We start from the raw sequence: 12,417 nt of genomic DNA, 5'->3' as shown, positions 1-12,417 counted from the left end.
TATTTGCTCGGACTAATGTAGTTGGCCGGCAGGCATAGGCCTGCCAGTCAACCTGTTTCAGATTACTTGGAGAGGATTTTTTCAGCCTCTTGATCAAATGCATCCATTTCTTCCTGGATGTCAGCACCGCCGCGGTAGATTTTCTCGAATCGGCTCAAGAAATCCTGGGCGATTTTTTCGAACGGCTTGATTACAGGCATTGGCTGTGCATTTTCCAATTGCTCACCAAATACTTTGTAGTACTGGTTCTCTTGAAGTTGCTTGTCGTTCCATGCCTCTTTGCTTGCTGGCAGGGAGTTCGTCATTTCAAGCCATTTTACCTGTGTTTCTGGTTTGCTCATGTAAGCAAGGAACTTCAACGCTTCTTCCTTGTTCTTTGTGTGCTGGAATACAGACAAGTTAGATCCACCTAAAGTAGATGTGTTTGTTTCTTTTGCAGGCAGGACAGCTGTTGCCCACTTGCCTTCAAGCTCAGGTGCCTGGTCATTGATGATCTTGACCATCCAAGGTCCGCTGATGAACATCGGCAGGATGCCTTCGCCTTTGAATGCCTGGACGATATCCAGTCCAAGGTCAACCGGCGCAGATCCATCCTTGAAGAATCCATTCAAGTATTCAACAGCTTCAACAAACTCAGGCTCGTTGAAAGAAGCTTTGTTTCCTTCAATCAGCTTAGAACCATTTTGGCGCGCAAGCATGAACGATAAGCTTTGCTCATTAGTATCAATGCTGATTCCGTACTTGTCATCGCCGCGCTCTCTTAGCTTCTTAGCAGCGTCACGAAGCTCGTCCCAAGTTTTTGGTGCTTCCTTATAACCAGCTTCTTCTAATAAGTCTGTACGGTAGAAAAGGACGCGAGTATCAACATACCAAGGTACGCCAACCACTTTATCCTCGTATTTTGTTGTTTCAATTGAACCATCATAGAAATTTTCAGCCGCTAATTCCGGATATTTTTCTGTCTGGTCTGATAGATCCATCAATGCGTTTGCAGATGCGAATTCAGGAATCCAAGTTGTTCCCATTTGCACAACATCCGGGCCTTTTTTAGAAGCAACCGCTGTTAACAGCTTATCATGTGCCTGGTCCCAAGGAATCGCCTGGACTTTTACATCGATTTCCGGATTTGCTTTTTCAAATTCATCAGCAATCTTCGGAAGAGTCTTCGCTTCTTCACCCATACCCCATACTGTGATGACTTTCTTGCCGTCTTTTTCAGATCCTGAATCAGAAGAACATCCTGCAAGTGCACCAGATACGACAAGTGTTCCTACCATTGCGGCAGCTGCAAATTTCCTGCTGAATACATTTAACATTTTTCGGCTCATTCGTAAAACCCCCAAAATAATATGATAAGTTCTTGAGTTCTTGCATTTAAAATTCCCGTTAAAGCAAATAATTACTTATAACTTACGAAATTCTACTGTTGTTTACGAAAACCCCCTTGCAGTGAAACGTTTCGAAAACATGCAAAAAAATAAATAAGTGAATCTTGCGAAACGATTCAAGGTTTCCTGGCTCTTTTACCGAAAAGAGGGGTTGCGAACGATTGAAACGTTTCGATAGGGCTATTATATTTCATGGTGAAATCGTTTTCAAGTAAAAAATTGAGACAAATTTTACTTTTTTACGAAAAAGCTTGTCAGGAATGGATTCGCTTTCATTCTTTTATAGAAACGTTTCGATAATTTATTGACTCTGAAAAAGAAAGCGCTTATAATGCAGTTGTATTCTTATTCGAAACGTTTCTATTAAATTTTATTTCTAATATATTTCACGGGAGGTTCACCCCTATGAACGGTCAGAGACTTACTTCTTTATTAAAAGAAATGACGCTTGATGAGAAAATCGCACAATTGCTTCAATTAGCAACTCCCTTTTTCGAAGGATCCAAGGATGAAGGACAAATTACCGGACCACTTGCTTCTATGAATATATCTGATGAAAACGTACGCAACACTGGTTCAGTGCTGGGAGCTTCAGGCGGAGCGAAAGAAGCGATCTCTATCCAGAAAGCTCACATGAAAAAGAACCGATTAGGCATTCCTCTATTATTTATGGCGGATGTCATCCACGGGTATAAAACGATTTTCCCTGTCCCTCTTGCCGTCGGCTGTTCATGGGATTTGGACAAGGCGCAGCAGAGCGCGGAAATCGCAGCGAAAGAAGCTGCAGCTGCAGGCGTCCATGTCACCTTTTCACCAATGGTTGATTTGGTCCGCGACCCTCGCTGGGGACGCGTGATGGAGTCGACAGGTGAAGATCCATTTTTAAATGGAGAATTCGCGAAGGCGTTTGTCCGCGGTTTCCAGGGGCAAGACTTGAAAAATAACACAGAATCCGTTGCAGCCTGCGTGAAGCACTTCGCTGCATACGGTGCTCCAGAAGGCGGCCGTGATTACAATACGGTCAATATGTCGGAACGCCAGCTCAGGGAATCCTACCTGCCTGCCTACAAGGCAGCGCTTGATGAAGGCTGCGAAATGGTCATGACCGCGTTCAACACGGTCGATGGCATCCCGGCCACTGGCAATGTAAAACTAATGCGCGACCTTCTTCGCGAAGAATGGGGCTTCGATGGAGTCCTTATTTCCGACTGGGGCGCGGTAAAAGAAATGATTCCTCACGGTGTCGCAGAGGATGAAGCGGAAGCTGCCTACAAAGCGATCCAGGCCGGAGTCGATATCGAAATGATGACATCCTGCTATGTCGACCATTTGAAAGAACAGGTCGGGAGCGGAAAAGTGGATGAAAAACTAATAGATGAATCAGTCATGCGGATTCTTACATTCAAAGAAAAATTAGGACTTTTTGAAAATCCATTCCGTGGTGCAGACGAAGCCCTCGAAAAGGAACTGGTCATGAGTGCTGAACACCGCCAGGCCTCAAGAGAACTAGCGGTAAAGTCCTCTGTTTTATTGAAAAACAACGGAGTTCTTCCTATTAATAATGAAAAGAAAATTGCTTTGATCGGTCCATTCGCGCAAAGCGGCGATATTCTTGGGCCGTGGTCATTCCTTGGTTCAAAGGAAAAAGCTGTCCAGCTATATGATGGCCTGCTCTCGAAGCTTGACTCCTCCCTTCTTTTAAAGGCAAAAGGCTGTGACATTGAATCTGGTTCTGAGGAGCAATTCGATGAGGCAGTGAGAATTGCGGAAAAAGCAGATGTGATCGTGCTTGCTCTAGGCGAGGATTCCGACATGAGCGGTGAAGCCGGCTGCCGCGCAGACATCCGCCTGCCGAAGGTGCAGCTGGAGCTTGCGGCTAAAATGAAAGAACTAGGCAAGCCGATCGTCACAGTATTATTCAACGGACGTCCGCTTGATCTCCACGGAATCTGGGACGAAGCCGATGCGATCTTGGAGGCATGGTATCCAGGCACAGAAGGCGGAAACGCGGTTGCAGACATCCTGTTAGGGGATGCAAATCCATCCGCGAAGCTGACGATGTCCTTCCCTTACTCCGTTGGACAGGTACCGGTTTACTACAACCATTTCAACACAGGCCGTCCACAGGGAGCGCCTGACGCACAAGAACGATATGTATCACAGTATTTAGATATCCCGAACGAGCCATTGCTGCCATTCGGCTTTGGATTGAGCTACACAAACTTTGAATATAGCGATGTAAAAATCAGTGCTGCGACGATGTCGGCATCCAAGCCATTGACGGTTTCCGTTACTGTCGAGAATACTGGCGAGCTAGCCGGTGAAGAAATTGTCCAGTTATACGTACGCGACGTAGCCGGCGAAGTCGTAAGACCGATGAAGGAGCTGAAAGGCTTCAAGAAAGTCACTTTAGAACCAGGCGAAAAAGTGACAGTTGAATTTGAGATTAACGAAGAGCAATTGCGCTATCACCATGCAGACCTCACTTTCAAGAGCGACCCAGGAAAATTCATCGCTTTTGTGGGGACGAACAGCAGAGATACGGTGGAAATGGCGTTTGAACTTATAAATGAGTAATTTATTCTTGAATTTGAACGATATATAGCCGAATTACTATCAATTGAAGTCAGCTAAAAAGAATAAATGACAATTTATCTCCGGTTGCAGGCAATATATCACCGGTTGAGCGACATTTATCTACGGTTGAAAGCAATTTACCTCCAGTTGGAGCCATTTTATTAACGGTTACTTGAAATTCATTAACGGTTGAAGCTGGTTTTACACTTCAGCCAGCAAAAGTAGTATTACGAATGACAAACCTAAAAGGAAAGAAGTTGACACCGATGACACAGTCAAAGTTCACCATACAGGCAAATGATCTTAGCTTTACGTTTTTGAATAGCGGCGATGTTTATGAGATCGCGAATCAATCGACGATGATCAACCAGTGGCTTTCGAATCCGATCGATGGCTCTATGAATAACTTATTTTTGCGCATCCACAGGGAGAATGGAATTGAGTTCTATCCCCTGCTTGGCTCAAAATCAGCGAGCACTGTCCGCCACTATGACAATCAGGTTTTATGGCAGGGCAATGCTGCCGGCCTTCAATACCAGGTAAATTTTACCCTGGCAAAGGGCGGAGTCTGGTTCTGGGATGTTGAAGTGGAAGGAAGCAATGCGGTGATCGATGTGATCTACGGTCAGGACATGGGCCTTGCTGACAAGGGCGCTGTACGCACGAACGAAGCGTATATGTCACAGTATATCGACCACAATGTTTTCAACGACACAGAAAAAGGCTATGTTGTCTGCTCCCGCCAGAACCAGCCGATGAGCGGCGGCTGCTTCCCATATGTGCAGCAGGGTTCGCTGACGAAGGCAACAGGATATTCAACTGACGGATTCCAATTTTTCGGATTGTCTTATAAAGAAACGGACATCCCTGAAATTTTAACGAAAGAGAATCTTGCGAATGAAGTCTATCAATATGAATTTGCTTATACGGCATTGCAGTCTGAAAAAGTGAACTTGGATGGCAAAGCGCAATTCGTATTCTACGGAATGTTCAAAGAGAACCATCCGGCAGCAGTAACAGAATTGGAATTTGCTGATGAAGTAGCGGCAGCCTGGGAAAGTGTCCAGTCATTTGACGGCGCGAAAGCTGCTGACTTAACGCCAGTACAGCCCTCCCCTTCTTTTGGAAAACCTTTAGAAACGGTTTCGATGACGAAAGAAGAAATTGACGAGCTGTTCCCACACCGCCATCAGGAAGAAACATCCGGCGATGCATTGCTGTCCTTCTTCACGGAGCAGCATGAGCATGTCGTTTTAAAGGAAAAAGAATTGCTTGTTGAGCGTCCGCACGGGCATATCCTGATGACAGGCGGAAACGTCGATAATATCAAAAATGTCCTGACGACTTCTTTATATATGTACGGAATCTTCAACTCTCACATTGTTGTAGGCAACACGTCTTTCAACAAGATGCTGACGAATGCCCGCAACGCGCTGAATGTGATGAAGACTTCCGGCCAGAGGGTTTATGTTGAAATTGAAGACGAATACCGCCTGCTAACGATGCCTTCGATGTTTGAGATGGGCTTCAATTATGGCCGCTGGTTCTACAAGACGGATGATGACATGATTATCGTCACAACTCACACAGCCGTTGATTCTCCACAATTGCAGCTGCAGGTCCGCTCTGCTAATGCAAAGGCGTACCGCTATCTCGTGACGAACCAGGTTTCGATGAACAACAACGAGTATGCCCAGCCATTTAAAATGGAGCAGGACGGAAATGTCCTTACTTTTACAGCAGCAGAAGAATCCGACAGCTCGGATGTCTTCCCTAACCTCAGTTATCGCATGCAAATCAGCAGCGAATTTGAAGTGAAGGATTCCAGCGTGTTTGGCGAGAACATTGACGCAGATGCTGCATCTTTGTCTGTGATCGAGCTGAACGAAGCTACTGAGTGGAATATCGTGATTCAGGGTCTTCTTGATGGAGAAGAAATTCCGTTCGCAACTGGTGAAGCAAAAGAAGAAATCGCCAAATACCGCGAGTTTTTCGCTGAAACAATGAATGGATTCAAGCTTGCGCAAAACGGTGAAGCGACTGAAGAACTCAAGAAAATCAATGCACTTGCATGGTGGTACACGCATAATATGCTCGTCCACTACTCTGTGCCTCATGGTCTTGAGCAGTACGGCGGCGCTGCCTGGGGAACGCGGGATGTCTGCCAGGGACCGACTGAGTATTTCATCGCGACGCAGAAATATGAAAATGTGAAGGACATCATCAAGACGGTCTACTCCCACCAGTACAGTGATGATGGAAACTGGCCGCAGTGGTTCATGTTCGATAATTACTACCGCTTCCAGCAGGAAGAAAGCCACGGCGACATCATCGTCTGGCCGTTGAAGGTCATCGTTGAATATCTGCGCGCAACGAATGATTACACAATTTTAAGCGAACAGCTTCCTTATACAGAAAAAGGCAGCTTTGAATTCACCGCGGAAAAAGAAACCTTGCTTGACCATGTGAAAAAGCAGCTTCAATATATCAAGGATCATTTTTTACATGATACGTATTTATCATCATACGGAGATGGAGACTGGGATGACACGCTCCAGCCGGCGAACGCACAGCTGAAGCAGTATATGGCCAGCAGCTGGACAGTTGCGCTGACCTACCAGGTCGTAAGCCACTTCGCATCGCTTTTACCAAAAGAAGATGCACAGCTTGCAGATGAACTTAGCACAATGGCAGCTGGAATCAAGGAAGATTTCAATAAATACATGCTGTCAACCGAAACAATCCCTGGCTTCGTGTTCATGGATCAAGCGGACAAGCCGGAACTGATGGTCCACCCTACTGATACAAAAACGGGCATCCAATACCGTCTTCTGCCTATGACGCGAAGCATGATAGGCGAACTTTTGACGCCGGAACAGGCGGAATCACATTATCAAATCATCAAAGAGCGCCTGTACCATCCGGATGGCGTGCGCCTGATGGACCGCCCTGCGACTTATAAAGGCGGAGTGAGCACGAACTTCAAGCGTGCCGAGCAGGCAGCGAACTTCGGACGTGAAATCGGCCTGCAATACGTACATGCCCACATCCGTTTCGTTGAGGCAATGGCGAAGCTCGGCAAAGTTGATGAGGTTTGGACTGGACTGCAGACGATCAACCCGATCGGCATCCAGAAGGTCGTTCCGAACGCGGAATTGCGCCAGAGCAATGCCTACTTCAGCAGCTCTGACGGCAAGTTCAACACGCGTTATGAGGCAGCGGAGAATTTTGAAAAGCTCCGCGACGGCTCCGCTCCTGTAAAAGGCGGCTGGCGCATTTACTCAAGCGGCCCTGGAATCTACATGAACCAGCTGATTTCGAACGCACTTGGCATCCGCCGCGAAGGTCAGGATCTCGTGATCGACCCTGTTCTTCCAGAGGAAAAAGACGGGCTTGAGTTCACGTTCAATATCGACGGGAAACCAGTGACAATCGCTTACCATTTTGGAAATAAAGCAGACGTGAAGATCAACGGGCAGGAAGTTGCTGCGGAACGCGTGTCCAACCGTTATCGTGACGGCGGCTACCGTATCAGCGCTGCTGAGCTTGAGAAACTGAATGAAGAGAATAATACGATTGAAGTTTATTTGTAAAAAACGAGCGGCCCACAAGGCCGCTTCATTTTTCATATTTGGGGGTTAGGAATATGGACAGCAAATGGTGGCATAAAAGCGTGGTTTACCAGGTGTACCCTCGCAGCTTCAAGGATTCGAACGGGGATGGCATCGGCGATTTGCAGGGAATCCTCTCGAAGCTCGATTATATCAAGGAACTTGGAGCCGACATGATCTGGCTGTGTCCGGTCTATGCGTCGCCGAATGATGACAATGGCTATGATATCAGCGATTATTATCAAATCCATCCCGAATTTGGCACGATGAAAGATATGGATTTGCTTATTGCCGAGGCTGCAAAGCGCGGGATGGGTATCATGATGGATATCGTCGCGAATCATACGTCCGACGAGCACCCTTGGTTCATCGAGTCAAGGAGCAGCAAGGATAACCCGTATCGCGACTATTATGTCTGGCGTGATGGCGTGGACGACTGTCCTCCGAGTGACCTTCAGTCCATTTTCAGCGGCACCGCTTGGGAGCATGACTCACAAACTGGCCAGTACTATCTGCATATGTTCAGCAAGAAACAGCCTGACCTGAACTGGCACCACCCACCTGTCCGCGAGGCGATTTATGATGTGATGCGCTTCTGGATCAACAAAGGAATCAAAGGCTTCCGATTTGATGTTATTGACTTGATTGCGAAAGAACTGGATCAGGACATCATCGCCAACGGTCCCCTGCTGCATACGTACCTGCAGGAGATGCACCGCGAAGTTCTAGAAGATGCAGACATCGTCACGGTCGGCGAAACCGGCGGAGCAGATTTGGAAAAAGGCATTCTCTTTACGAGTCCTGAACGGAAGGAACTCGATATGGTGTTCTCGTTTGAGCATATTGCTCTCGACGAACAAGCAGGCAAGCAAAAATGGGATTTGAAGCAACTTGAGCTGGCGGATTTGAAGAGTGTGCTGTCAAACTGGCAGACTGGACTTGCGGGCAAAGGCTGGAATAGTCTTTTCTGGAGCAACCACGACCAGCCTCGAATCGTTTCGCGCTGGGGAAATGATCAGGAGTATCGGTACGAAAGTGCGACAATGCTCGCTTCCCTGCTCCATTTGATGAGAGGGACGCCTTATATTTACCAGGGTGAGGAAATCGGGATGACGAATGTTCAGTTTACTGAGTTGGATTCTTATCGCGATATCGAAACCTTCAATATGTATAGAGAGCGGATCGAGCAAGGCTTTGAGCATGAAGACATCATGGAATCGATTTATGTAAAAGGCCGTGATAACGCAAGGACGCCGATGCAGTGGAGCGACGAGTCCCATGCCGGTTTTACCGAAGGAGAACCATGGATTGGGGTTAATCCCAATTACTCGACCATCAACGTTGAGAATGATACAAATAGTGAAAAGTCTGTCTACCAATTTTACAAAAAGCTGATCGAACTGCGTAAGAATAATGAGCTGATTGTTTACGGAGACTACCGCCTGCTTGACAGTGAACCGGAGATTTTCGCTTACGAAAGAACCTATCATAATGAACAATTGCGGGTATTGTGCAATTTTACCGACAGAGAGGTTGATAGTTCGTTAGTATGTGACGGAGAAATCGTCCTCCATAACTATGACTCCCCTGCTGAAAAATTGCGTCCATACGAGGCGATTGTTTATAAACTGAAAAATTAACTATAGATGGAAACGCTCACAATGTATAATAAATAGAGAGCTTACTGATGAGACAGGAGAGAGTATCGTGGCAAGTATTAAAGATATAGCGAAAAAAGCAGGCGTTTCGATATCGACTGTTTCCTATGCTCTTAATGGCAGCCCTAAGGTAACCGAGGAAACAGCGGCGAAAATCCTTGCCATAGCGAAGGAACTGAATTATGTCCCGAACGCCGCTGCCCGCTCATTGAAAAAGCGGGAAACGAAAATCATCGGCGTCTTTCTGACCAATTACGGTGGTGCGTTTTACGGAGAACTGCTGCAGGGCATTCAGGACGCCCTCAATAACAAAGGATACGAGATGATAGTCTGCAGCGGCAAGGAGTCGCATCGGTTTATTCCGGAACGGATGATTGACGGCGCTATCGTCCTCGATTTCTCATTTTCAAGCGAGGAACTGCTCAAGCACGCGAACGCCGGCCATAAAATCGTTGTCATGGATAGAGAATTGGAACATTCTAACATAAATCAAGTGTTATTGCATAATACTTCAGGCGCAACCCTTGCGATCGATCACCTGATCGAGAAAGGCCACCGGAAAATTTATGCGGTCAGCGGCCCAGAAGGTTCTTATGATGCCGTGCAGCGCATTGAAGCCGTGCGCCAGGCTGTGAAAAGATATAACGACATCGACTATCACGAAATACCGGGCGATTTCAACAAGCCTGCCGGCGAAAAAGCTGCTAAACAGATCGTCAAGGAATTCACCGAACCCGTGGCAGTTTTCTGCCTGAACGATGAAATGGCCATCGGGATGTACAACTATCTTGCAAAAACAAAATACGAGATCGGGAAAGACATCCACATCATCGGATTCGACAACATCGAGCTTACCCAATACATCCAGCCAAGACTCGCAACCATCGACTACTCTGAAAGAAAATGGGGTGCTGTCTCAGCTGAACATTTGTTGAAGTTGATCGCAAACGAACCAGCGGAAAACGAACGGATTTATGTGACGCTGATAACTGGGGATTCGGTGCAAAATGTATAAGAACAAGCAAAGGAGCCCGTCACAGACAGGCTCCTTATTTACTTATTTACTTATTTACTTATTTACTTATTTACTTATTTACTTATTTACTTAATTCCTTGATGCCACTTCCACGCACTCGAAATGATCTCTTCCAGATTCCTTTCAGCCTTCCAGCCAATTGCCTGGCGGATTTTTTCAGCAGATGCTACTAATCTTGCCGGGTCCCCTGCGCGTCGTTCAGCAATGACCACATTCGCTTTTCTGCCCGTCACTTTCTCACATGTATCAATGACTTCTTTTACAGAATAGCCCTGACCGTTGCCAAGGTTATATGTCTCCGTATGATTCTTTCCATTCAGCAAAGAATCAAGGGCTGCTATATGAGCGTTCGCAAGGTCTGTGACATGAATGTAATCGCGTATGCATGTGCCGTCTGGCGTATCATAATCATCGCCAAAAATAGAGATTTGCTCACGATGGCCTAATAGATGCTGTAGGATGATTGGAATCAAATGCGTCTCCGGATCGTGCATTTCGCCGATTCTGTCTGACGCACTTGCCCCTGCAGCGTTGAAGTATCGCAATACTACATAGCGGAGGTCATATGCAACCGCAAAATCAGCCAGTATATTCTCTACCATCAGCTTGGACTGGCCATATGGATTGATTGGCTGCGTCCTGCTGTCTTCACTGATGATCTCCACATCTGGAATTCCGTAGGTCGCTGCTGTCGAGGAGAAGATGAAATTCCTCACATTGTTTTTCAGCATTACTTTTAACAATTTAAGAGTAGATGCTAAATTGTTTTCATAGTACTTAATAGGGTCAATCACAGATTCTCCTACGAGACTATTTGCAGCAAAGTGCATAACTGCATTGATTGGGTAATTTCTGAAAACAGCTTCAAGGTCACTTTCACTACCCAAATCCCCTTTAACAAACTCCGCCCGCGGATCAATTGCCTCCTCGCGGCCAGTTGATAAATTATCCAACACGATAACATTGCACCTTTTAACCAATTCCTCAACAAGATGACTGCCGATATATCCTGCACCACCGACTACTAGAATTATATCCTGACCTCCTTTTCAATTCATACTTATATATAAATTTATTAAGGAATCAGGTTTAATGAACCAAAAACTGTTTCAGGGTGACAGACACGGGTTTTAAAAAAACTGCATGCCTAAGTTTTCAGGCTTTTAATTTCTATACAAAGATCAACTTAGATAGATAAATTACAACCGCAACGGTGATACAGCTGGCAAGGGTGGTGATGACGACGACTGATGAGGCGATTTCTGGATAGTTATCATATTCCAATGCCAGTAATGAGGCACTCCTATTTGATGGGAAGGAGCTGGCAATGAATAATGCCTGTGCGATTGTCCCCTCGATGTTCAACAACAGGATGATGCACAAACCAACTGCAGGGGAAAATACCAAACGAAAGATTGATGAGAAGATTACTATCTTTGAAATTGATTTTATATTTATATAGGCAATTTGACTGCCTAGCGTAATCAGGGCGATTGCCACGAAAGCATTAGCTGCATTTTCAATAGGAGTATAAATATAATGTGGTATTTCGATCTCAAAATACCTGAGAAGCAAGGCAAGTATTACGCCATGAAGAATTGGGAGTTTGAGTATTTTTTTAATAACTCCGCTGCCCTCGGTTGATGCAGAAACTGAGTTATAAAACCCCCATGTATACGTCAATACATTCTGTGCGATTGCAACAACTACTTGAATGGAAAGCCCAAGTGGATTATGTACAAATACCAGACTGCTTACCGGAAGTCCATAATTGCCTGAGTTGCTGAGGACAGAGCTATTCTGGAAAGTGGCAGAAAGCTTCCTGTCAAATTTGAAAATCTTGCAGATTACTAGTGAAATCACGATTAGTACTGCATTGAACAATGCTAAGTAAAACAACACGAGCCAAATGATATCGCTCGACATGTCAGATTCATAAATATTCAAAAAGCCGACAACTGGCAGCAATAAATATATGATCAGCTGGCTGAATGTCTGCAGATTAAAGGCGAATTTCCTGTGCATGAGCACGCCAGCAACAACAAGGGTAAACATCGGAACAATCACATTAATCATAACGCTTAAAAGGATAGACATCGTATTCCTTCTTTCTAACCAAAAATAAACAAACAGAAGGAGCCCTTTTA

General features: G+C 45.7%; 7 protein-coding genes. 4 read left to right on the top strand and 3 right to left on the bottom strand.

The window, feature by feature from the left end:
• Nucleotides 1–62: 62 nt before the first annotated feature.
• Complete coding sequence (locus ACXAEA_RS03310) at nucleotides 63–1,328, bottom strand: sugar ABC transporter substrate-binding protein (RefSeq protein WP_475094515.1); 1,266 nt, start codon at nucleotides 1,326–1,328, stop codon at nucleotides 63–65.
• Between the two features lie 465 nt (nucleotides 1,329–1,793).
• Here ACXAEA_RS03310 and bglX point away from each other — a divergent pair, with 465 nt between their 5' ends.
• The 4 genes from bglX (at nucleotide 1,794) to ACXAEA_RS03290 (ending at nucleotide 10,249) form a co-directional block, all read left to right on the top strand.
• Nucleotides 1,794–3,965 (top strand): beta-glucosidase BglX, encoded by a 2,172-nt coding sequence (gene bglX, locus ACXAEA_RS03305; protein WP_475094514.1) that lies wholly within the window; start codon nucleotides 1,794–1,796, stop codon nucleotides 3,963–3,965.
• Nucleotides 3,966–4,198: 233 nt separating this feature from the next.
• Nucleotides 4,199–7,558, top strand: a complete 3,360-nt coding sequence (locus tag ACXAEA_RS03300; RefSeq protein ID WP_475094513.1) for a GH36-type glycosyl hydrolase domain-containing protein — start codon at nucleotides 4,199–4,201, stop codon at nucleotides 7,556–7,558.
• A 53-nt stretch (nucleotides 7,559–7,611) separates the two neighbouring features.
• Nucleotides 7,612–9,216, top strand: a complete 1,605-nt coding sequence (locus tag ACXAEA_RS03295) for a glycoside hydrolase family 13 protein (RefSeq protein WP_475094512.1) — start codon at nucleotides 7,612–7,614, stop codon at nucleotides 9,214–9,216.
• A 67-nt stretch (nucleotides 9,217–9,283) separates the two neighbouring features.
• The gene (locus tag ACXAEA_RS03290) at nucleotides 9,284–10,249 is read left to right on the top strand and encodes a LacI family DNA-binding transcriptional regulator (protein ID WP_475094511.1); all 966 of its coding nucleotides are present in this window, start codon (nucleotides 9,284–9,286) and stop codon (nucleotides 10,247–10,249) included.
• Between the two features lie 86 nt (nucleotides 10,250–10,335).
• Here the strand turns inward: ACXAEA_RS03290 and galE are convergent, their stop codons facing one another.
• A complete protein-coding gene (gene galE, locus ACXAEA_RS03285; RefSeq protein WP_475098048.1) occupies nucleotides 10,336–11,304 on the bottom strand; it encodes a UDP-glucose 4-epimerase GalE in 969 nt (322 codons plus the stop codon).
• A 136-nt stretch (nucleotides 11,305–11,440) separates the two neighbouring features.
• A complete protein-coding gene (locus ACXAEA_RS03280; protein WP_475094510.1) occupies nucleotides 11,441–12,367 on the bottom strand; it encodes an AEC family transporter in 927 nt (308 codons plus the stop codon).
• Nucleotides 12,368–12,417: the final 50 nt, after the last annotated feature.

The organism is Mesobacillus sp. ABV4_180 (assembly GCF_056158485.1).
The sequence above is the reverse complement of the archived record's forward strand: the minus strand, read 5'-3'. Positions and strand labels throughout refer to the sequence as shown.

Coding starts and splice junctions, on each gene's coding strand:
- ACXAEA_RS03300 (WP_475094513.1), top strand. CDS start 4,199: ATGACAAACCTAAAAGGAAAGAAGTTGACACCGATGACACAGTCAAAG.
- ACXAEA_RS03280 (WP_475094510.1), bottom strand. CDS start 12,367: ATGTCTATCCTTTTAAGCGTTATGATTAATGTGATTGTTCCGATGTTT.
- ACXAEA_RS03295 (WP_475094512.1), top strand. CDS start 7,612: ATGGACAGCAAATGGTGGCATAAAAGCGTGGTTTACCAGGTGTACCCT.
- ACXAEA_RS03310 (WP_475094515.1), bottom strand. CDS start 1,328: ATGAGCCGAAAAATGTTAAATGTATTCAGCAGGAAATTTGCAGCTGCC.
- bglX (WP_475094514.1), top strand. CDS start 1,794: ATGAACGGTCAGAGACTTACTTCTTTATTAAAAGAAATGACGCTTGAT.